The 21126-nt window shown below is 66.1% G+C and carries 18 protein-coding genes; 8 read left to right on the top strand and 10 right to left on the bottom strand.

All coding sequences use genetic code 11. From position 1 onward, the window contains the following. Window positions 1-4: 4 nt before the first annotated feature. The 5 genes from LZC94_14730 to LZC94_14750 are packed head-to-tail and all read right to left on the bottom strand — an operon-like array spanning window position 5 to window position 4687. Window positions 5-235 (bottom strand): hypothetical protein, encoded by a 231-nt coding sequence (locus tag LZC94_14730; GenBank protein ID WXB18484.1) that lies wholly within the window; start codon window positions 233-235, stop codon window positions 5-7. Continuing rightward, window positions 232-762: a Rieske 2Fe-2S domain-containing protein gene (locus LZC94_14735; protein WXB18485.1), complete on the bottom strand. Its 531-nt coding sequence runs from the start codon at window positions 760-762 to the stop codon at window positions 232-234. Before LZC94_14735 ends, LZC94_14730 begins: the two co-directional genes overlap by 4 nt. Continuing rightward, a complete protein-coding gene (locus tag LZC94_14740) occupies window positions 759-1397 on the bottom strand; it encodes a 4Fe-4S dicluster domain-containing protein (protein ID WXB18486.1) in 639 nt (212 codons plus the stop codon). Before LZC94_14740 ends, LZC94_14735 begins: the two co-directional genes overlap by 4 nt. After that, complete coding sequence (locus LZC94_14745) at window positions 1394-3616, bottom strand: molybdopterin oxidoreductase family protein (GenBank protein WXB18487.1); 2223 nt, start codon at window positions 3614-3616, stop codon at window positions 1394-1396. The genes LZC94_14740 and LZC94_14745 overlap by 4 nt, the downstream gene beginning before the upstream one ends. A gap of 3 nt (window positions 3617-3619) precedes the next feature. Continuing rightward, window positions 3620-4687, bottom strand: coding sequence for a hypothetical protein (locus LZC94_14750; protein ID WXB18488.1), 1068 nt, complete (start codon window positions 4685-4687; stop codon window positions 3620-3622). Between the two features lie 883 nt (window positions 4688-5570). Here LZC94_14750 and LZC94_14755 point away from each other — a divergent pair. Continuing rightward, window positions 5571-6317 carry an AraC family transcriptional regulator gene (locus LZC94_14755; GenBank protein WXB18489.1) on the top strand — a complete coding sequence of 249 codons (747 nt, stop codon included), beginning with the start codon at window positions 5571-5573 and terminating at the stop codon, window positions 6315-6317. Here the strand turns inward: LZC94_14755 and LZC94_14760 are convergent. The 4 genes from LZC94_14760 to LZC94_14775 all read right to left on the bottom strand — a co-directional run bounded on the left by LZC94_14760 (window position 6295) and on the right by LZC94_14775 (window position 9730). After that, entirely contained in the window at window positions 6295-6783 is a 489-nt protein-coding gene (locus LZC94_14760; protein ID WXB18490.1) for a DinB family protein, read from the bottom strand. The genes LZC94_14755 and LZC94_14760 overlap by 23 nt on opposite strands. 88 nt (window positions 6784-6871) lie before the next feature. Next, window positions 6872-7474 carry a TlpA family protein disulfide reductase gene (locus tag LZC94_14765; protein WXB18491.1) on the bottom strand — a complete coding sequence of 201 codons (603 nt, stop codon included), beginning with the start codon at window positions 7472-7474 and terminating at the stop codon, window positions 6872-6874. Between the two features lie 104 nt (window positions 7475-7578). Then, the gene (locus LZC94_14770) at window positions 7579-8238 is read right to left on the bottom strand and encodes a MarR family winged helix-turn-helix transcriptional regulator (GenBank protein WXB18492.1); all 660 of its coding nucleotides are present in this window, start codon (window positions 8236-8238) and stop codon (window positions 7579-7581) included. A 7-nt stretch (window positions 8239-8245) separates the two neighbouring features. Next, window positions 8246-9730 (bottom strand): PLP-dependent aminotransferase family protein, encoded by a 1485-nt coding sequence (locus LZC94_14775; protein WXB18493.1) that lies wholly within the window; start codon window positions 9728-9730, stop codon window positions 8246-8248. 104 nt (window positions 9731-9834) lie between these two features. Between LZC94_14775 and LZC94_14780 the strand changes: the two genes are divergently transcribed. Beyond that, the gene (locus LZC94_14780) at window positions 9835-10332 is read left to right on the top strand and encodes a cupin domain-containing protein (protein WXB18494.1); all 498 of its coding nucleotides are present in this window, start codon (window positions 9835-9837) and stop codon (window positions 10330-10332) included. Beyond that, the gene (locus tag LZC94_14785; GenBank protein ID WXB18495.1) at window positions 10329-11228 is read left to right on the top strand and encodes a dihydrodipicolinate synthase family protein; all 900 of its coding nucleotides are present in this window, start codon (window positions 10329-10331) and stop codon (window positions 11226-11228) included. Before LZC94_14780 ends, LZC94_14785 begins: the two co-directional genes overlap by 4 nt. Window positions 11229-11375: 147 nt before the next feature. Here the strand turns inward: LZC94_14785 and LZC94_14790 are convergent, their stop codons facing one another. Next, the gene (locus LZC94_14790; GenBank protein WXB18496.1) at window positions 11376-12002 is read right to left on the bottom strand and encodes a hypothetical protein; all 627 of its coding nucleotides are present in this window, start codon (window positions 12000-12002) and stop codon (window positions 11376-11378) included. Between the two features lie 484 nt (window positions 12003-12486). On the opposite strand from LZC94_14790, the gene LZC94_14795 reads away from it, so the two are divergent. From LZC94_14795 to LZC94_14815, 5 genes are all read left to right on the top strand, one after another. After that, on the top strand, window positions 12487-16596 hold the full coding sequence (locus LZC94_14795; protein WXB18497.1) for a protein kinase: 4110 nt from the start codon (window positions 12487-12489) through the stop codon (window positions 16594-16596). 635 nt (window positions 16597-17231) lie between these two features. Further along, window positions 17232-17672 carry a DUF1801 domain-containing protein gene (locus LZC94_14800; protein ID WXB20193.1) on the top strand — a complete coding sequence of 147 codons (441 nt, stop codon included), beginning with the start codon at window positions 17232-17234 and terminating at the stop codon, window positions 17670-17672. 260 nt (window positions 17673-17932) lie between these two features. Beyond that, a complete protein-coding gene (locus LZC94_14805; protein WXB18498.1) occupies window positions 17933-18265 on the top strand; it encodes a metalloregulator ArsR/SmtB family transcription factor in 333 nt (110 codons plus the stop codon). Then, window positions 18262-18819, top strand: coding sequence for an SRPBCC family protein (locus LZC94_14810; GenBank protein WXB18499.1), 558 nt, complete (start codon window positions 18262-18264; stop codon window positions 18817-18819). Before LZC94_14805 ends, LZC94_14810 begins: the two co-directional genes overlap by 4 nt. A gap of 38 nt (window positions 18820-18857) precedes the next feature. Continuing rightward, complete coding sequence (locus LZC94_14815) at window positions 18858-21119, top strand: excinuclease ABC subunit UvrA (protein ID WXB20194.1); 2262 nt, start codon at window positions 18858-18860, stop codon at window positions 21117-21119. Window positions 21120-21126: the final 7 nt, after the last annotated feature.

A 21126-nucleotide genomic window follows, 5' to 3' on the forward strand; every position in this document is an offset into this window, starting at 1 on the left:
CCGCTCAGGCGTTGATCCGGCGATCGACGCGAAGCACGCAGGCGAGCAAGGCGCCGTGGATCCCGAAGATCGCGAGCGAGGAGATCACCGTGGCCACGCCGAGATCGCTCTTTCCGGCGAGGGTCGCTTCGAGCTCCGCGCCCAGGAGCCACAATTGCAGAACGACACCGACCCCCAAAAGGGCGAGCACGAAGGCGAAAATCGAGAGAGCCTGGCGGCGAAGCTGGATGTTCATGTCGCAACCCCCGTTGCATGGATATGGCCATCACGAATGGTGAGCAGGATGCGCGGTAGCGGGCGTTCGGGCGGGCCTTCGAGCGGCTCGGCCCCCGCGGTGCCCTCTTGGCAGGCGAAGACGCCCTGGTGGCAGGGACAAAACAATCGATCGTCGGAAGGACGGTACACCACGGCGCACGACAAATGCGTGCACACTTGTGAAAACGCGGCCCATGCGCCGGACTGCGTTCGAACCAGGATGCAGGGATCGGCGTCCGTCGGATAACGGAACAAGAGGGATTGGCCCGGCGAAAGCTCGTCGACCGCGCAGAGGCGCTGCTCGGCATACGCCTGGGTGGTGCGTGAGCGGCCGACCAAGGCGATGGTCGCGTTGGCTCCCACGAGAATGGCCGAGCCCAAGGTCAGGAATTTCGCGAGCTCGCGCCGGGTCACGTAATGGTCTTCGTCCCAGCGGATGGGGAAATCGCGGCTCCATTTGGGAGGAAGTGTCGGCAAATGAATACGCGGTTTCACGTTCTCGCTCATGGCAAAACCTCGTTCTCCAGCAGCGCGGCGACATCGTCCGACGGGACCCGGGCCTCGGGTCCGTTCTTTTTGGTGCGAAGCGCGGTGAGGCCCACGTCGATGCGCTCCGTGGCCAGCGGTACCAACACGAACACCTTGGTGCGCACGATCTCGTCTCCGAACTTCCACTCGTTGATGGCCCGGCCGCGCCGGGTCCGTTCGACCTCCTCGCGCGTGGCAAAGGTGAGCGCTTGCGATGGGCAGACGGTCGCGCACATCGGCTTCTTTCCGGTGCTGGTGCGATCGTAGCAATAATCGCACTTCATCATTTGATCGATCGACGCTTCGTATTTGGGGACGCCGAATGGGCACGACATCACGCAATTCTCACACCCGATGCACCGCGGCTTGAGGGACGATTGGGTGACCCCGTCGGGGGTCTGCTTGATGGCGTCGGCCGGGCAAACGCGCGCGCAAATGGGATCCTCGCAGTGCATGCACATCTGCGGCGCGGTCTGCACGGTGTTGCGGCGCTCGATGGTCTCCAAGTGGATCATCGATGTGCCGCGGTGGGTGTCGCACTCTTCGCACGCCTGCACGCACGACCGGCACCCGATGCACCGCGAATAATCGATGAAAAACGCCAGCTCGCTCATCGCAGTCCTCCCGCTTCCGGTCCAAGCTGCACGTTCTCGTCCGTCGGCCGGGAAGCTCGTTTCACGCGTACGGCGCAAATCTTGAATTCGGGTATCTTGGAGACGGGATCGATCGCGCGAATGGTGCAGTTGTTCACGGCGCGCTGAAGTGGCCAATGGTAGGGCACGAAGACGTGGTCCGGCCGAATGGTTTTGACGATCATCGCCCGCAAGGTGGTCGTTCCGCGGCGGCTCTCGATGGCGACGAAGTCTCCATCCTCCACCTCGAGCTTCTCCGCCAGGCGCGGGTGCATTTCACAATAAGGCTCCGGGGTCTGCTTCACCAAGGCCCCAATGCGCCGCGTCTGATTTCCGGAGAGATAATGCGCCACCACACGGCCGCTCGTGAGCGTGAGCGGATATTCCGCGTCCGGCTCCTCGGCCGCCGGCCTCCACTCGACCGGCTGGAAGTGGGCTTTCCCATCCGGGTGGGCAAACTTGCCTCCTTCATAGAGGCGCGGGGTGCCCGGGTGATCGAGATCGGGGCATGGCCAGAAGACCCCCTGGCGCTCGTCGATCTTTTCCCAGGTGATTCCATAATAATCGGACGCGCCGCCGCGCGACGCGGCGCGCAGCTCCTCGAAGATCGCTCGAGGTGAATCGAATTCGAATTTGTCCTTGGGGCCCACCCTTCGCGCCAGATCGCAAATGATCCGCCAGTCCTCCCGCGCCTCTCCCGGCGGGTGCACCACTTTGCGGTGGCGGATGACCCGCCCTTCGACATTGGTGGTCGTCCCTTCGTCTTCCTCCATGAGCGATCCGGGGAACACGACATCGGCGAAGCGCGCCGTTTCGGACAAGAAGAAGTCGATGACCGCGAAGTGCTCGAGCTTCTCCAGCGCCTCGCGGATGAAGCCTTGGTCGGGCAACGAGACCATCGGGTTGAAGCTCATGAGGAGCATACCTTTGATGGTGCCGGCGTGGGCCGCTTCGAAGATCTCGAGCGCGCTCAGCCCCTTGTGCGGAATGGTGGCCTCGGAGACGCCCCACACTCGGGCCATGTGCTCGCGGTGCGCCGGGTTCTCGATATCGCGATGACCCGGGAGCTGATCGCATTTCTGCCCTTGCTCGCGCGCGCCTTGCCCATTGCCTTGCCCGGTGATCATGGCGTAGCCGGAGCCTTCGCGGCCGATGCGGCCCGTCGCCACCACCAGGTTGATGGCGGCCATGCAGTTGTCGACGCCCTTGGTGTGGTGCTCGATGCCCCGGGAGTGCAAGAGGAAGCTGGACTCGGCAGGGCCCCAAAGCTCGGCGGCCCGCACGATCATCGAAGCCGGCACGCCAGCTATCTTCGCGGCGTATTCGGGGGTGTACCTTCGAACGACCCGCTCGACCTCGTCGAAGCCGGTGGTATGTGCGTCGATGAACGCCCGATCGATCCAGCCGCGCTCGATCATGACGTGGAGCATCCCGTTGAAGATGCCGATGTCGCCGCCGGAGCGCACCGGGATGTACAGATCCACCGTGCGCGCGATGGGGGTCATCCGGGGGTCGAGCACGATGATCTTGGCGCCCGCCTCGCGCGCGGACCAAAGGTAGTCCGTGGTGATCGGCGCGCACTCCGCGATGTTGGCGCCGGCCACGAGGATGCATTTCGACTTGCGGATGTCGCTCCAGGGGTTGGCCGCGCGGTCGTAGCCCAGGATCTTCTTGGACGCGGCCGCCGCCGAGACCATGCAGAGCCGCCCGTTGTAATCGATGTTCGCCGTGCGCAATGCGACCCGGGCGAACTTGCCCATCAAGTACGCCTTTTCATTGGTGAGCGAGGCGCCGCTCAGGACGGCGAAGGCGTCGTTTCCGTGCACGGCTTGGATGCGGTTGATGGCCGCGGCCGTGCGGTCGAGCGCGGTGTTCCAATCGATAGGACGAAAGCCTTTGCCCGGGGCGCGCTCGAGCGGCGCGAGCAGGCGATCGGGGTGGTCGCCTTGCAAATAGCGTTTGACCCCCTTTGGACAAAGCTTTCCCGAGTTGAACGAGAACTCCTCCCAGGGGTCGAACCCCACGATGCGCTCGTTCTTCACCTTCAGCTGGATTCCGCATTGCTGCCCGCAAAAACAGCAATGCGTTTTGACCACCCGATCCGGCTCCTCGGCCGACGTCCAGCCGCCGGGCGGGGTTTGATGGAGGTGGGGACCGAAGGACTCGACCAACTGCGGAATGGCGATGGGAAGTTTGGCCATGGGTCATTCTTCGACCGGAAGGTGCGCGTCGCGCGTGGCCCGCCAAAGCGCGTCTTGGGCCAGCGCCAGCATCTTCCGGCGGCAGGGGGGACAGATATCTTGATAATGCCCGTCCGAGGTGTCGTAGCGAATGTCAAGTGTTGCTTGCACACTCTTCAAATCGGCCGTGTGCAGCTTGGATGTATGGCCGCTGGTGCCACAACGCGCGCAACGCGCCATTCCTTCGCGCACGCCCTCCTCTTTGTAGAACTGAATGGAGAGCTGTGCCGGCCGTTGAAAAATGTGAAAGAACTTGCCGAACGGCAGATAGAGCAATGTGAAGATGACACTTATCGCGTGAAGCTCGGACAAAAACGAATAATGCACTCCGCGCAAAAGATGCGTGGATAGGGTGAGGAAGATCCCGGTGAGCGCCACCGCGAAGAGGAGCATCAGCGGCACCAGGTCGTTTGCCAGCTGCTGAAGCGCCAGCGCGCCGCGATCGCGCACCCTTCTCCAAAGTGAGAGCGCGATGCCGGCGAGGACCATGAGCGCGGCGATATCGAGCACGTTGAAGACCAGCGGGGCGATCGGGCCATTGCTGGCGAAATGCATCACCTTGATGCCCGACACGAAGACATCGTACATGAGGGGCGCCGCCGGCTCGCTCTCGAACCGAATCCAGCCAAAGGTAAGCGGGAAGGTGACGGCCGCGGCCAGCATACACCCCCACGCGATAAGCAGATGGGCGGCCCAGCGAAGGCGCGAGCGTTTGCCAATGAATCGCTGCGCGACCACGTTGTTCCAAATAGCCCCGAACAAGCGGGGCAAATTGCTTGGCATTCGTCGGATGAATGTCTGCCAACCGCGTCTCCAGTACATCCGTGTAGGCGGACGGCAGAGCCACATGCTGTAGCGGTATCCGATACCGAATGCCGCGAGCACCGTGGCCCCCGCATACGGCACCAATGCAGCGTCGAAATCGCGCAACTGACGACTTCCGACATAGATGCCCAGCATGACCAAGCCTGCGCTGGCCAAGCCCCACGAGGTCGCGTATCGCCCGTAGGAAAACGTTTGCGCGTTTGCCATTGCGCGCCGAACCTTAGAATCAACGAATCACGCCGACAACCTATTTGAACGAACTCGGCAAATCATGGATCGCCAATGCCGAGTCTTTGTACGTACATTAAATGCGTGTAAGGTTTCATGGAGCAACGCGCCGCGCACATGGATTTAGCTTGGAATGGTCATCCCCACATCGCTCGCGCGTTTTATCGAGCGGAAGGCTGGTGTTGAATCCGTGTGACAGTACGAAGAGGCAGCATAACGAAATAGCGGAAGTTTTGGTGTTGATGCAACATCTATTGCGACGGGCTGCGATCCTGCCGCCGTCGGGGTCACATCGGGCTTTCGTGCTTTGTTCCTGCGATGTTCCTGCCGGGTTTTCCCTGCTTTGAAGATGGGCGGCGCCGTCGGCCGGAGACCTCTCCCGCACGAGCGGCGTGCAGAGAGCGTCGTTCTTCTCACGAAAGCATCCTCCGCTTGGCGATTATGCCAAATTAATTAAATCGCCGATGGTCCAACGGCGAGCCGGCCGCCTTTCTGAAATCGGCATTGTCGCGGCGTCGAGATCGTCGCAATGGCGCGTGCGGCTGTTTGGATATGGATATTCATGATCCGCGTGCGTGTTGTATGCGCCGGCGTCTCGCTGCGGCCCCTCGCGGTCCATAGAGCTCCGTCGCCATCCGCGATGGGCATGCGCCGTTCTCGTCCGTGAAGGCGTCCTTCCCGGCACGGGGAGGTGCTCGCGGGCGCTGCTTGGGCGACGTTTCGGCCATGGGATGAGCTGGTCCATGGTACGATCGCGGCGACCCTCGATCCTCCACCGCCTAGAGCCCGCTGTGCACTCCGAATCGTTCCATGCGTGCCCCGCGCGTGAAGCCCGCGCGTTCCCCGAAGGAGCCGGGGACCGTTGAGCACGCCGGCGCGCCTGAAAGGAACGCTGTTCGTGTCGGGGACGCGTTTGCTCTACGTGGGCCCCCTCGTGGCCACGCGGCGCCATGCGCACCACGCGGCGCAGATTGTCATCGCGCCGGGGGGGCTGGACATCGAGGACAGCGTCAGCGGACGCATTCACGTTGGCGGGGCGGTCATTCCTCCGCATGTGCCCCATGGGCACGGCGCGTGTGCTCACGCGGCGCTGCTGTTCCTCGACGGCGACGAGCGGGCAAGCCGGGGGCTCGCGCGTGACGCCGAGCCTCGGTGCGAGGCATGGGGCCGTGACGCCCTCGACGTGATGGTCCCTCGCGATCCGACGCCGGAGATGGCGCGCGCGCTCATGGCCTCGATCCTGTCCGCCGTCGACCTGGGGCCGCCACCGGGGCCGCGACACCCGGCGGCTCGCCGGATGTGCGCGCTCCTCGATGGCTCCGGCACGGACGACGTCGACCTCGCGAGCCTCTCACGCGAGGCCGGGCTCTCGCCGCGGCAGATGCGCCATGCTTTCACGCGCGATGTCGGGCTCCCGATGCGCGCCTATCTACGGTGGAAGCGCTTGCGTCGCGCCGTCGCCGCGGTGGAGGCGGGCGCGAGCCTGAGCGCCGCCGCGGCCTCCGCCGGGTTCGCAGACAGCGCCCACCTGAGTCGCGTCTTTCGGGAGCAGTTCGGCATCACGCCCACGCAGGGGCTGAGCTCGATCACATGGCGGACGCTCGACTGACGAGGAACTCGGGGAACCCGTCGCGCGGGCGCGGCATTCCCGTCTGGTACAGGATGGCGTCCACGTTTCCACGATGGTGGATGTTGTGCGTGACCACGTGGAGGATGATCTCGGCGGCGGTCATCGTCACGACCTTCCCATCGGTGAAGCGCACCTCCCGCGGTCGCGCGAGCTCCTCGTCTTGGAGCGAGCTGGCGGTCTCCACGTACCAGCGGTCGATGGCGTCGGACGCGCGATCGAGCTCCTCGAGGGTGGGGAGCACTTCGCTCTGGGTCGCCTTGTAGCTGTGGGGAACACCCTGGAGGTGGGCCTGAAAGATGCGACTGACGATGTGGGCGTGATCGAGGACCCGCACGATCAGGTTTGCGCCGTTCTGCGATGCGAAGGAGTCGACCTTGCCAAGGGCGGCGAAGAGCTGTCGGTTGGCCCACGCGCCGTGGGTGACGAGCGTTTGAAGATGTTGCATAGCTCGAGGGTAGGTTGCGGTGGGATCGGGCGCTTGAACGCAACGGCGGTCTCCGCGTCCGGCGCTCGAGGCCGTCACCGCGACGCGATCACGTGCTTACGCAGCCCTGTTCGTCGCAGCGAGGGCCGTCGCCGCCATGATCGTCGCTGCCATGTTCGTCGTTGCCAAGGCGCGCGGGTTGCGACGGCGCGTTCTCGCCGGCAGCGCCGCGCGCCTGCTTCGATTCGCCCAGGAGCTGCGCGAGCGAGGCCCCGAGCCGTAGGTCATCGTGAACGCCGAACGTCCGTTGCCGGAGCCTCCCATCGGGATCGATGAGCACCGTCGTGGGGGTGCCCTGCATGGCGTAGGCCTTCATCGTCCGAGGAATGGGCCCGCCCGCCGGATCGGGCGCGTCGACGCCGACCGGAAATCGAACGCGGTATTCATGGAGGAACGCGCGCAGCGATTCGACGCGCATGGCCTCGTGGTGCTCGAACACGGTGTGCAATCCAATGACGACCAGGGGCTCGCGCGCAAAGAGCTCGGCCACCCGTTGCATTTGGGGAATGCCGCGCGCGACGCACCCGGGGCAGAGCATCTGAAAGGCGTGCAGCACCACCACGCGGCCTCGGAGCTGCTCGAGCGTGATCGGCGACGGGGTGTTCAGCCACTCCGTCGTGCTCCACGCGGGGGCGAGGGGAGGGATCCTCATGGGAAGCGCCCGCCCTTCACGATGTCCTTCGATAAGCCGGATAGGTCGTTCATGCGAATCGTCTCCTCGTTCAAACGAACGTTGCTCGCGCCGCCGGCCGCTCCTCAGCCGGGGCGAAGGAACTGCGCCCAGATCGCGCTTCGCGTCGTTTCGGGTGCCCGCTCGTGCTCGGGACAGTCGAGCCGCAGCTGCTCGCTCGCCAGGGGCGCGTCGACGAAGGCGCAGTGGTGCGGTGAGGCCCCGGCGCGGACGTTGGGGCGGAAATGTGTGCATGTTACACACATGCCGCTCACGGGGATGAGCCCCTGATCCTGCAGGTTGCGGATCGTCTTCACCACGCCGGAGAAGAACGCCCGCTGCTCCTCGGGCGTCAGATCCTGCACGGCCGCGGCCATGAACTCCGGCCACGAGCGCGCGCGGGCGCCGAGGGTGGCGCCCTTCTTGGTCGGCGTGAGCAGGCTGGCGCGCGGGTGGCGCGGATCCTTCGACTTGGTGACCAGCGACTTTTCGACGAGCACGCGCGCCGAGTCGCTGATGGTCGGGAGCGTGATCCCGAGGCGCTCGCTCAGCTCCGAGCCCGTGAGCGGGCCGTGCGCGACGAGCTCCGCCAGGATCTGCCCTTGCGTGGCCGATAGGCCCTCTTGGTTCGCCTGCTGCCAGGCCTGCTGCTTCATGGCGAGCGCGATCTTGTGCAGGCCGGTCGCGATGCGCGTGGCCATCGGCTCGGTGTGCTCCTCGAAGTAAGGCAGGCGCCTGCCGCTCATGCCTTATCTATGACTTAGGACTCCTAATATGTCCAGCGGTCGCGCTCATCTCCACGATCTGGCAGATGCGCGACAGCTCCTCGGGCGTGTGCGCGGCGAAGCCAAAGCGAAACGCGTTCACCTTGCCCCGCGCGAGGTGCGCGGAGCCCGGGTGGAGGATCAGCGACTGCGACCGCGCGCGCGCGACCAGATCCTCGACGTTCGAGGAGCCGGTCAACCGAACCCAGAGCGCCAGGCCGCCGCTGGGGCGCTCGCACGCGAGCTTCGCCGCGAGCACCGGGCTCGCCTGGAAGCACCGCAGCACATGATCGCGGCGCTGCATGTAGAGCTGCCGCGCGCGGCGGGCGTGGCGTTGCAGCTCGCCATCTTCGATGAGCTCGGCGACGGCGCGCTCGAGCACGACGTCGCCTTGGCGATCGAGGCACTCACGGGTCGCGCGAAGGCGCTCCACCATCGCGGCGCTGGCGATGACATAGCCGAGACGGACGGCGGGGGCGAGGAGCTTGGAGAGCGACGCGATGTAGACGAAGGGCGGCCCGGCGGGCGAGGGGGTCGCCGACATGGGGAGGAGCGGCGTTCCGTCGAAGTGGTACTCGTAGTCGTAGTCGTCCTCGAGGATGCAGGCGCCGTGCTTCTCGCAGATTTGGCGCAGGTGCATGCGCCGCTCGGGCGAGAGCGCCACCGTCGTCGGGTACTGATGGTGCGGCGTGACATAGACCGCCTTGAGCCGGCGCCGGTGCTTCTTGGCGACCACCTCGAGCTCCTCGGTGCAGAGCCCCTGCGCGTCGACCCCGATGTGCACCACCGTGGCGCCGGCGAGCTCGAACGCGCGCCACGCCGGCACGTAGCCGGGGTTCTCCACCGCCACCACATCGCCCGGTTTCAGGAACGCGAGCGCGAACAGGCTGAGCGCCCCTTGGCTGCCGTGGGTCAGGAACACGTGATCCATCGAGCACGACAGGCCCCGGGCGTGGTTGACGAAGCCCGCGAGCACCTCGCGCAGCACCGGATCGCCCGCGGGATCGCCGTAGCCGAGCCCGCCGGCGCGCGCGAGCGATCGAAGGGCGCGCCGCTCCGCGCGGGCGAGCGCATCGACCGGCGCGAGGCGCGCGTCGGGGTGCCCATCGGTCACGCGCACGGACGCTCCGCCGCGAACGACCGCGCGCGGAGCTCTCGCGCGCCGCGCTTCGGCGTCCCCCACGGGGAAGTTCGGCAGGTTCAAGGCCACGCGGATCCCGCGCGCCGGCAGCGCCTCCAGCCATCCTTGCGCCACCAGCTCGGAGGCGGCGGCGACGACCACCTTGCGATTGACGCCCACCTGCGCGGCGAGCGTCCGGCTGCCCGGCAAAAACGACCCCGGCGCGAGCCGCCCGCGCTGGATCTCGGCGACGAGCGCGCGCGCGAGCTGCGTCGTTCGGGGGACGGCGGCGTGGGGATCGAGCGCGAGATCGAAGCGCCACGGTCGTTTGTCTGGACCCGTCGACATATTCATTCTGGAGCCTCGTAAGGGACCAGTCTTGCGCTACGAGATACGAGACGCAAGCGCGGCATCGCCGCGGCAGCGGGTGCCGCCCCATCGGCGGCCGAGGAGCCATCATGCCCGACACCTTCCATTCTGCGGATTTCGACAAGACCCCACCCCGGCCACGGGTGGTGATGCCCGAGAAGCTCGCCCATCCAGCCGTGGAGACGGCCGGCGCGCACGGCGACTACTCGAGGGCCCGAAAGCACCCCGTCTTCTTCGTCGACCTGCCGTCGCACGCCATCAGCATGACCATCGGATGGCTCGACGCGGGCCAATCTTCGAACCGGCACCGCCACACGTACGAGACGGTGATCTACATCCTCGAAGGCGAGGGTTACTCCTATGTCGGCGGCAAGCGGGTCGCGTGGAAGCAAGGCGACGCCATCTATGTGCCGGTGTGGGCTTGGCACAATCACGTCAACACCGGAGAGGGCCGCGCGCGCTACCTCGCGTGCGAGAACGCGCCGATGCTGCAGAACATGGGCGGCGTGGCGCTGCGCGAGGAGGTCCCCGATCGCGGCGACCGACTCTTCGACGAGGACCACGAGATCGAAGGCGGTGCACCGTGAGCGCGCCGCTGCGGGGCATCGTCGCCTACCCCATCACTCCGTTCACGGACGCCGGGAGGGTCGACGAGCGCCTCCTCGAGACCCTGGTCGATCGCATGCTCGCGGCCGGGGTTCATGCGCTCGCCCCCCTCGGCAGCACCGGCGTGCTCCCCTATCTCTCCGATCCCGAGCGCGAGGCGGTGGCCGAGACGGTGGTGAAGCGGGTCGCCGGGCGTGTGCCGACCTTGGTCGGCGTCTCGAGCCTGACCACCGAGCGCACCGTGCACCACGCGCGGCACGCGGAGAAAATCGGCGCCAGCGCGGTGATGATCCTCCCAATGAGCTATTGGAAGCTCACCGACAGCGAAATCGAAGCGCACTTCGACGCGGTCGCAAAAGCGATATCCATTCCCATTGCGCTCTACAACAACCCCGCCACCGGAGGGCTCGATCTCGCCCCCGGCACCATCGCCCGGCTGCTGCGCATCCCGAATGTCACCATGGTCAAAGAGAGCACCGGCGACGTGAATCGCATGCATCGCCTGGTGCAGCTCTGCGGCGAGGATGTTGCATTCTACAACGGAAGCAACCCGCTCGCCCTCGCCGCCCTGGTGGCCGGCGCACGCGGCTGGTGCACCGCCGCGCCGCACGTCATTCCCCGCCTGAACGTCGAGCTGTACGAGGCGGTGGTCCGTGGTGACTTGGAGGGCGCCCGGCGGTCCTTTTACCGGCAGCTGCCTTTTCTGCAGTTCATCGTGGCCCACGGGCTCCCGCGCACCATTTCGGCGGCGCTCGAGCTGATGGGCACGCGCGTCGGACCGCTCCGCGCGCCCCTGCGGCCGCTCGAGCGGGAGCGGGTCGAGGAGCTGCGAACCATCCTCGTCGATCTCCAGATTCTTTCCGCATCATCGCGCTGAGCGATCGCGATCTGGGGTCCCGCCCGACGGAAGACATTCAATCGGGCAATGCAAACGCCACCACCGCATTACCGAGGGTGGTGCCCAAGCTGCGATGTCCGCCCGCGGCGATCGCCACGAACTGGCGACCGCGGGCGGATTCGTAGGTCATGGGGGTCGCCTGCGGGCCCGCGGGGAGCTCGCCGCGCCGGCGAGGCCGAACCCCGCGTTGGAAGGTGCGCCCGGCGCGAGCCCCGGCCCATCGTCGCAGAGCTCGATGCAAATGCCTTTTGGCGCGCGCCGCACGGTGAGCTCGAGGATGCCATCGTTCGGCAGCTCCAGCCCATAGCGGAGCAGCGCCCATTTTGGGTCCGCCTGGTCCGCCTGGTCCGCCTGGTCCGCCGTGAGCCCGAGGAGCGGAAGCAGCCACGTACGCGTGAGCCCGACCAAGGTCGTATGCGCCGCGGAGAAGGCGACGAGCGCCGCCGCGTGAAGGGGAAGATGAAGCGGCCAGCGCGCGCCGGCCCCGCGCGAAAGAGGCGCCCGTCGCGCCATCCACGCCACCGCCGGGAGCAGCACCAAGGCGCCATAGACGCCCGCGAGATCCATCACCAGGTGCTCGAGCGCGGGCTCGCGACCACCGCGGGCCAGTCGCTCCGCGTTCCAGCGGCCGAAGAGGAGCAGCCCAAACCCCATGGCCGCCGCCACCATGCCGAGGCGGCGAAGCCAGGCGGGGCGCAAGGTTCGGGGACGCCGTGCTGCCCTGCCTGTCCATGCCGCTGCCGAAGCGCTCATCCACCATGGGTTAGCACATGCCGCGCGCCGCAACATGACCGCACGCAACGAGGCCACGAATATCCGGCACGACGAGCACACCCGACCATGTCCGAGAACGAGCGAATGTCATATGCGACATTCCATTTCAATTCGAGCGCGAACGCAAAATAGATATCGAGCGCAAAATAGATATCGAACGCAAAAATGGATATTGAACGCAAGATGCGTATTGAGTACGTGAATCGATTCGTGAATGAGACCGAATTCGAAGTTGGGCCATCCCTTCGAATGACCATGGTGGCTCATCGAAAAAGCTCTCGATGTCGAACGCGTAGAGACAGAGACGGGCGCGCGCCTCGACGTGAGCTCGGGCATGGAGGGTCACGCGCAGGGAGATGATTGTTCGACATCCCGAAAGGGCTCATTTTCGAGGGGTGGGACGTCTTATCGCTTTGGCCGAGCGAATCGATCGCCGCGACGTGATTCGTGCAAGACTTGCCCAATGAAATCGAAGGATGAAGCCGAGCCTCCGGAGGCGCATTGGAGCTCTGCGCAAAGGCCGAGTCCCGACGAGGGCCGGGGCGGATCCCCGTACACCATCACGGACAGCGTGCGGGTCTCGGTCGACAATCGCACGCTTGTGTCGGTCGCTCCCCCCAAAACTCAGCCGGCATTGGGATGGCGCTTGGGCGGGGCCGATGGAACGCGGTTCTTGCTCCTCGAGCGCTTGGGTGGCGGCGGAATGTCGATCGTATTCCTCGCGCGCGATACGGTGCTCGATCGCAGGGTCGCCATCAAGTTTCTCGTCAACGAAGCGCGCAGCACCCCCGAGGGGCTGGAGCGCCTGCAGCTCGAGGCGCGGGCGTGCGCCCGGTTGAATCATGAAAATATCGTTCGCCTCTTCGATATGGGGATCGACCGAGGGATCCCTTTTCTCGTCATGGAATACCTCGAAGGGCGGCCGCTCGACGAGGTCGTGCGCGAGGGCGCGGTGGATGCCCGGCGCGTGGTTCGGATCATGGCCGACGTGGCCAAAGGACTCTCGCAAGCGCACCGGGCGGGCATCACCCACCGCGATCTCAAGCCGAGCAACGTGTTCATTGCAAAGGACGGCACGGCCAAGATCCTCGATTTCGGCGTGGCCATCTTTACCCACGAGCCGGGGGCCATGAACCAGGGGCTCTGGGGGACGCCGCGCTACATGTCCCCCGAGCAGTGGAAGGGCGAGCCGCAGGACGGTCGCAGCGATATCTGGGCGGTCGGCGTCATGTTCTTCGAGCTCTTGACCGGCTCCGCGCCGTTCGACGGCAGCACCATCACGGAGATCCGCGATGACGTCATTTCGCCCCAGCCCGCGCCCTCGCTGCGCGCGATCCGCCCGGAGATGCCGGAGGAGGCGGATTGGATCGCGCAGCGTTCCATGATGAAGCGCGCCGCCGATCGCTTTGGCACCGCCGACGAGCTGCTCGATGCGCTCGTCAAACTGCAGGTCGCCCTCACGCAGGTCATGCGCGCGCGGACCGACGACACGAACCTACGCGCGGCCCCAAAACCCGAAATGCGCCAGGTGACCGTCTTGTCGTGCGCCCCGGGCGACGCGCCCGAGCTCATGGACGAGCGGGGGCTCGAGGAGGCGACGGCGTTGCTCCACGACTTCTTCGAGGTTTGCTCCACGGTGGTTCGAGAGCTCGAAGGGACCATCTTGTTGCTGCTCGGGCCGCGCTTCGTCGCCTGCTTCGGATATCCGACCACCCACGAAGACAACGCCCCGCGCGCGCTCCGTGCGGCGACGCTCATCGTCGACGCCATGCAGGGGCGCGGCGGCGCGCGCATCGGGGTGGCGACCAGCCTCTCGATCGCGAGGCGCACGGGCCACGCGTCCGCGTCGGTGGCGTTTCAAGCGGAGGCGCTCCACGTGGCGCAAGGGCTCGAGGGGCGCGCGGGGCGAAATGAGATCCTCATCGGGCACACCACCGAGGCCCTGGTGCGGAGCAACTTCGAGCTCGAACGCTGCGAGGAAACCAGAGAGACCGGGCGCTGCTACCGCGTCCTCCGGCCCACGAACACGCGCTTCGATGGGATCGCGGACGGCCACCGGATCCCGCTGGTGGGCCGCGAGCGCGAGCTCGAGGTGCTCCGCGAGCTCTCGGAGCGGGTGAAGGCGGGCAAGGGTCAGTTCGTATGGATCGCCGGCGAGGCCGGGATCGGCAAATCGCGGCTGGTGGCGCAGCACCTCGAACGGGCCGCGGTCGATTCGCAGTCCATCGTGCGATGCCAGTGCTGGCCGCATTTTCAGAACAGCGCGCTCGAGCCCATCTTCGACGGGATCCTTCGCAAGCTGGGGCTGCGCCGCGACGCTCCCGCCCATGAGAAATTGGGCCTTTTGGAGGCGGCGCTCGCGGCGGCGTCGCTCTCCTTGCCGGAGCATCTCCCGCTCCTCGCGCGGTTCTTGGGGATCCCGACGGGCGATCGGGACGCTCCTTTGTTCATCAGCCCGGATCTGCTCCGAAGGCGGATGCAGAGCATCCTGGCGACCCTCCTCGAGCACATGGCCCTTCAAAGGCCCCTGGTGCTGCTCGTGGAGGACGCGCACTGGAGCGATACGTCGACCCTCGATCTGCTCGAGGTGCTGTTGGATCGCATGGTCGCCACCCGGGCGATGGTGCTCGTCACCGCCCGGCCCGAGTTCGATCCGTCGTGGCCGCGCTCTTCGCACCTGCACCGCATGGCGCTCGCGAGGCTGTCGTCCGAGGAGGTCGGCGCCATGATCGCGTTCGCAAGCCAGGGACGGAGCCTGCCTTCACCGATCGTCGAGCAGCTCGTGCAGCGGACCGATGGCGTACCGCTGTTCGTCGAGGAGCTCACGCGGAGCGTCGCGGACGCCTTCCACGAGGCCGAGCAGCGAGGGCTCCCGATCCCGCTCGATGCGTTCGCGTCCGGGAGCATCCCGGCCACCCTCGAGGATCTCTTGCGCGCGCGTCTGGGGGCGCTCTCCCGGGAGGGCCAGGACGTCGCGCGCGTGGCGGCCGTGCTCGACCGCGATGCCACCTACGACATGATTCGAATGATCTCGGGGCTGGCGGAGGCGTCCTTGCGAATCGGTCTCATGCAGCTGGTGGAGACGGGCATCCTCCGCAGGCAAGCGCACGGCACCTCGTCGGCGTACGCGTTCAAGCACGCGTTGGTTCGGGACGCCGCGTATCGATCGCTGGTCAAAAACGAGCGCCGGGAGGTCCACCGGCGCGCGGCCGAAATGCTGGTCGAGCACTTCCCCGAGAGCATCGAACGGCACCCGGAGCTCGCGGCCATGCATTTCATGGAGGCCGGCCGTCACGAGCAAGCCGCCATCTACTTCGAACGAGCCGGAGAGCGCGCCTCCGATCGTCTGGCCAACACCGACGCGGCCGCGCACTATGCGCTCGCGATCGCGCAGCTGCGCATGCTGGCCGAGGGCGAGGCGCGCGATGGGCACGAGCTCTCGTTGCAGCTCGCGCGCGGTATGGCGCTCATGGCGGCCAATGGGCCCATCTCTCCGGACGTGCAAGCACCCTATGCGCGGGTGAGGGAGCTCGCGCCCCTCGCGCGAGGCCGGGACATCGCGTCGTTTCAATCGCTTTTCGGGCTCAATCAATTTTATCTGGGCGCGGGCGATCTCGAAGCCGCGGCCGAGGTCGCGCGGGATTTGATCGCGCTCGCGGACGAAGCCGGCGACGAAGAAATGTGGATCCTCGCGCGGGCCGCGCTGGGGCCATGCCTCTCGTTCCTCGGGGACTTCGTCGAGGCCCGCCGATGCTTGGAGGCGGGGTTCGCCCTCTATGACGTGCGCAAGCATGGAAAGCTGGCCATGCGGATCGGCTTCGATCCAGGTGTCACTCTGGGGCTGCTTCTGGGGGAGGTCCTTTGGTTTCTGGGGTATCCCGATCGAGCGCTCGAACGGTCACGGGAGGTGGTGTCGCTCGCGCGCGAGGTCGGGCATCCGTTCAGCCTGGGGCTCTCGTTGGAGTTCCTGGCAAACTGCTGCGGTTATCGTGGAGCTTACGACGAGCTGCGGGGGGTGGCCGACGAAGCGATCGTCACGTCGGACAAATATGGTCTTCGTTTGGTGTCGACCCTCGGGCGGGGGTGGGCGCGCATCGGCACGGGCGATCGGTCGGGCATCGAGGATATCGAGCGGAGCGTGGCCGACTACCGCACCTTGAGCATCCGATTGGGATTTCCGCAGGTCCTCGCCGTGCTCGCGTGGGCGCAATGGCAAATCGCCGCGTTCGACGACGCGCTGCGCACGCTCGATGAAATGGCGGCCTTCATCGAGGCCACCGGCGAGCGCCAGTTCGAAGCCGAAATGTTTCGACTGCGCGGCGAAGTTTCGATGGCATTGGGCGCCGACCCCTCCCTTTCGCAAGAGTGCTTCGAGCGCGGCCTCACGGTCGCGCGCCGGCAACGCGCGCGGGGCCTGGAGCTCCGGCTCGCATATGGGTACGCGCGTCTTTTGATGAATCAATCCCGACCGGCCGCGGCGCGTGAGCTGCTGGCCCCCATCGTCGCGCACTTCACGGAGGGGAGTCAGACCGTCGACGTTCGAAGAGCGCGTGAGCTGCTCGCGACGCTTTGACTCGAAACCGCGACACATGACTTGACGGATTCGCCACGGTCGGCGATGTGACATATGCAGGAGGTCCAGTGCTCATGGCAGCCAAGGCGAAGCCGAAGGCCAAGGGAACCACGCGTCCAAGCGTAACGCGTACATCCACGGCCAAAACGAAGAAGACCGCAACCGCCGTTCCCAAGGTCAAGGCGCCAGCGGCCGCGAAGCCGGTCGCGAAGAAGGCGGCCGCGAACGCGAAGTTGGGCGCAAACGTGAAGCCGGGCGTGAACGCGAAGCCGGGCGTGAACGCGAAGGTGGTTACGAAGGCGAAGCCGGTCGCGAAGAAGGCGGGCGCAAACGTGAAGCCGGGCGCGAACGCGAAGGTGGTTACGAAAGCGAAGCCGGTCGCGAAGAAGGCGGGCGTGAACGCGAAGGCGGGCGTGAACGCGAAGGTGGTTACGAAAGCGAAGCCGGTCGCGAAGAAGGCGGGCGCGAACGCGAAGTCGGGCGTGAACGCGAAGGCGGTTACGAAAGCGAAGCCGGTCGCGAAGAAGGCGGGCGCGAACGCGAAGTCGGGCGCAAACGTGAAGCCGGGCGCAAATGCGAAGGTGGTTACGAAAGCGAAGCCGGTCGCGAAGAAGGCGGGCGTGAACGCGAAGGCAGTGACGGAGGCGAAGGCGGGCGCGAATGCGAAGACGGAATCGGCCTCCTCCCTCATCGACCAGCGGATCCGCGATCTCGATGGCTGGCGCGGGGAGACCCTTGCCCGCATGCGGGCGCTCATCCTGGAAGTCGACCCCGAGGTGGTCGAAGAGTGGAAGTGGATGGGCACCCCCGTATGGTCGCGCCGTGGGATTATCTGCACCGGCGAGACGTACAAGCAGGTCGTGAAGCTCACGTTCACGCAGGGGGCCATGCTCCCCGATCCCGCGAACCTCTTCAATTCCAGCTTGGAAGGGAACGTGCGAAGGGCCATCGATATCCGTGAAGGGGAAAAGGTCGATGCGCGCGCATTCAAAGCGCTCGTGAAGGCCGCCGTCGCCCACAATGCCGGGAAGGCGAAGCCCGCACGCGCGGCCGGCAAGTCGAAGCCAAAGGCCTAGCCGCCGCTTTTGCGCAGTGCAGTTTCAAGCGCACGTTTCGAACGATCGAAGGACATGGGGCGAGAGGTCCATCTCCTTCGAATCGAGCTCTGGATTCATCTCGAGGTGACGAGGCGACGAGGCGACGAGCTGCTCGCGCATGGACCGATGCGCTTGCTCGCCGGCTCATCGCACCGACCGGTGTGCCGAGCGCGCTGCGCCATGCGCATCGCGTTGAATGTGCCTTGACGTTCATATGACCTCGAGCGTATATACTTCGCATGGAATCTTCGTTCGCGATCCTCGCGGAGCCAAACCGCCGGACCATCCTCCGTCTGTTGGCGTCGTCCGAGCGATCCGTCGGCGAGATCGAGCAGAGCCTGGGCATGCCCCAGACATCCGTGTCCAAGCACCTCCGCGTGCTGCGCGAGGCCGGCTTCGTGGAGGCGCGGGTCGAAGCGCAGCGGCGCGTCTATCGATTGCGGCCCGAGCCGCTGATGGAGGTCGACGCCTGGCTGGAGCCGTTCCGGCGTTTCTGGACGGTCCATGTCGATGCGCTGGAGCGCCACCTCGATAAGATGGAGCTGGCATCCCGGAAAGGAAAGAAGCGATGAGCAAGCGTGAGCAGTACGCGCCCGGCGGGGCGACCGGGGCCAAGATCGAAAAGGACGGCGAGAAATGGACCTTGGTCCTCGTCCGCGATCTCCGCCACCCCCCGGCGAGGGTTTGGGAGGCGCTCACGGAGCCCGAACACCTCCGCGAGTGGGCTCCGTTCGACTCCGACCGGAGCCTCGGCACAGTGGGCACCGCAAAGCTCACGGCCGCGGGATCGCCGAAGCCGCAGGTCTCCGAGAGCCGCGTGAAGCGGGCGGACCCGCACAAGGTGCTCGAGTTCAGCTGGGGGGCCCAAGACGTCCGCTGGGAGCTGGAGCCGCTGGGCAACGGTACGCGCCTCACGCTCTGGCACAACATCGAACGCGGCTTTATTTCGTGGGGCGCCGCGGGCTGGCACATCTGCTTCGACGTGCTCGATCGACTCCTCGCCGGCGAGCCGCTCGGCCGCATCGTCGGCGGCGAGGCGACGAAGTTCGATTGGCAGCGCCTCACCGCCGAATACGCGGAGCAGCTCGGGGTGGTGGCCCCGAGGTGGAAAGGCGCACCGTCTTGAGCGCGCTGCCCATGATCCCGCCGGGCCTCGAAGGGCCCATGCGCTCTCCATTCGGCAACATCGAAGTTCGCGGCGCGCGCGAGAACAACCTCAAGAACGTCTCGCTGGATATCCCCCGCCGCAAGATGACGGTGTTCACGGGCGTCTCCGGCAGCGGAAAGAGCTCCCTGGTCTTCGACACCATCGCCGCCGAGTCGCAGCGGCTCATCAACGAGACATTCTCCACCTTCGTTCAGACCTTTCTTCCGCATTACGGCCAGCCGGACGCGGACGCGCTGCACAACCTCTCGACGGCCATCCTCGTCGATCAGCAGCGGCTGGGCGGCACTCCGCGGTCCACCTTGGGCACCGCCACCGACGTGTACACCATGTTTCGCGTGCTCTTCGCGCGCATCGGGGCGCCCAAGGTGCCGCACGCCCTCGCGCTCTCGTTCAACGATCCGCGCGGCATGTGCCCCGAGTGCGAGGGGCTCGCGCGCGTCTCGAAGATTGATCTCGACGCGCTGGTGGACAAGAACAAATCGCTGGCCGAGGGCGCGATCCTCTTCCCCACCTTCGTCAAAGACGGATACAACTGGTCGATCTTCGCCAACTCCGGCTTCTTCGATGTCAAGAAGAAGCTGCGCCATTACACCAAAGCCGAGTGGGAGAAGTTTTTGTACTTCGACGATCCCAAGGTGAAGGTGAAATCGGTCGGCAACATGAAGAGCCCTTACGAGGGGCTCCTCGTCAAATTCAAGCGGGTCTACCTGGGCCGAGACGCCGAGCGGATGACCTCGAGCCTGCGGGAGCATTTCGCCCGGATCGTCACGCGCGGCCCGTGCGATGCCTGCGGGGGCACGCGGCTCGCCGAGCCGGCGCGCGCATGCAAGATCGATAAGCACAGCATCGCGGACGTATCGGCGATGTCGATCCGCGAGGTGCTCGGGTGGATGAAGAACCTGGTCGTGCCGTCCGTGGCGCCGCTCCAGGCGCGCATCGTGGAGCGGCTCGAGCACCTCGTCGCCATCGGCCTCGGGTACCTGACCTTGAGCCGTGAGACGGCCACCCTGTCCGGCGGCGAATCGCAGCGCGTGAAGATGGTCCGCCACCTCGGCGCCGCGCTCACCGAGATGACCTACGTCTTCGACGAGCCGACCATCGGCCTCCACCCCCACGACATCGAGCGCCTGAGCGACGTGCTCCGCATGCTGCGCGACAAAGGCAACACCGTCCTGGTGGTGGAGCACAAGCCGGAGGTGATGGCCATCGCCGATCACATCGTCGACATGGGCCCGGGCGCCGGGAAGGAGGGCGGGGCCATCGTCTTCGAGGGGACATTCGCGGCGCTGAAGAAGTCGGGCACCAAGACGGGAAAACACCTCGCGCAGCGCGCGGCCCTCAAGACCGAATACCGCGAGGCGAAGGGGCATCTCGTGGTCGAAAAAGCGACCTTGAACAACCTGCGCCATGTCACGGTGAAGATCCCCAAGGGCGTGCTCACGGTGGTGACGGGGGTCGCCGGTAGCGGAAAGAGCTCCCTGATCCACGGGTGCCTGATCCCGCGCCACCCCGAGGCGGTGGTGGTCGACCAGTCGCTCACCCCGGGCTCGCGACGGAGCAACCTCGCGACCTATTCGGGCATGGCCGACGCGATCCGCAAGGCCTTTGCGACGGCGAACAAGGTAAAACCTGCGCTGTTCAGCTCGAACTCCGAAGGCGCCTGTCCGGCGTGCGAGGGGCTCGGCGTCATCTACACCGATTTGCAGCATATGGATCCCGTCGCCACGCGCTGCGAAGCGTGCGATGGCCGCTGCTTCACGGGCGAGGTCCTGGCGCTGACCTTGCGGGGAAAGAACATCAACGACGTGCTCGGCCTCTCGGTGAAAGAGGCGCTCGGGTACTTCGTCGAGAAGCCGGTGCTGGCCATCCTGCGCACCCTGCAGGACGTGGGGCTCGGTTATCTCGCGCTGGGGCAGCGCTTGAATACGCTCTCCGGCGGCGAGCGGCAGCGGCTGAAGCTCGCCGAAGAGCTGGGCAAGCCTTCGGACATCGTGGTCCTCGACGAGCCGACCACCGGGCTTCACATGGCCGACGTGGCGGCCCTCATCCAATTGCTCGATCGCATGGTGGACAATGGCTCGACGGTGATCGTGATCGAGCACAACCTCGATATCGTGGCGCGCGCGGACTGGGTCCTGGACATGGGACCGGGCGCGGGGAACGAAGGCGGAAAAATCGTCTTCGAAGGCGTACCCGCCAAGCTGGTGAAACACCGCGCCTCGCTCACCGGGCAACACCTGGCAAACCGCGTGGCATAGCGCGCCC

It is taken from the genome of Sorangiineae bacterium MSr11954, assembly GCA_037157815.1.
Lineage (GTDB): Bacteria > Myxococcota_A > Polyangia > Polyangiales > Polyangiaceae > Pendulispora > Pendulispora albinea.

Bases quoted from the DNA above. Each gene is read 5' to 3' on its own strand.
- LZC94_14730 (WXB18484.1), bottom strand. From the start codon at position 235: ATGAACATCCAGCTTCGCCGCCAGGCTCTCTCGATTTTCGCCTTCGTG.
- LZC94_14735 (WXB18485.1), bottom strand. From the start codon at position 762: ATGAGCGAGAACGTGAAACCGCGTATTCATTTGCCGACACTTCCTCCC.
- LZC94_14740 (WXB18486.1), bottom strand. From the start codon at position 1,397: ATGAGCGAGCTGGCGTTTTTCATCGATTATTCGCGGTGCATCGGGTGC.
- LZC94_14745 (WXB18487.1), bottom strand. From the start codon at position 3,616: ATGGCCAAACTTCCCATCGCCATTCCGCAGTTGGTCGAGTCCTTCGGT.
- LZC94_14750 (WXB18488.1), bottom strand. From the start codon at position 4,687: ATGGCAAACGCGCAAACGTTTTCCTACGGGCGATACGCGACCTCGTGG.
- LZC94_14760 (WXB18490.1), bottom strand. From the start codon at position 6,783: ATGCAACATCTTCAAACGCTCGTCACCCACGGCGCGTGGGCCAACCGA.
- LZC94_14765 (WXB18491.1), bottom strand. From the start codon at position 7,474: ATGAGGATCCCTCCCCTCGCCCCCGCGTGGAGCACGACGGAGTGGCTG.
- LZC94_14770 (WXB18492.1), bottom strand. From the start codon at position 8,238: ATGAGCGGCAGGCGCCTGCCTTACTTCGAGGAGCACACCGAGCCGATG.
- LZC94_14775 (WXB18493.1), bottom strand. From the start codon at position 9,730: ATGAATATGTCGACGGGTCCAGACAAACGACCGTGGCGCTTCGATCTC.
- LZC94_14780 (WXB18494.1), top strand. From the start codon at position 9,835: ATGCCCGACACCTTCCATTCTGCGGATTTCGACAAGACCCCACCCCGG.
- LZC94_14790 (WXB18496.1), bottom strand. From the start codon at position 12,002: ATGAGCGCTTCGGCAGCGGCATGGACAGGCAGGGCAGCACGGCGTCCC.
- LZC94_14795 (WXB18497.1), top strand. From the start codon at position 12,487: ATGAAATCGAAGGATGAAGCCGAGCCTCCGGAGGCGCATTGGAGCTCT.
- LZC94_14805 (WXB18498.1), top strand. From the start codon at position 17,933: ATGGAATCTTCGTTCGCGATCCTCGCGGAGCCAAACCGCCGGACCATC.
- LZC94_14810 (WXB18499.1), top strand. From the start codon at position 18,262: ATGAGCAAGCGTGAGCAGTACGCGCCCGGCGGGGCGACCGGGGCCAAG.
- LZC94_14815 (WXB20194.1), top strand. From the start codon at position 18,858: ATGCGCTCTCCATTCGGCAACATCGAAGTTCGCGGCGCGCGCGAGAAC.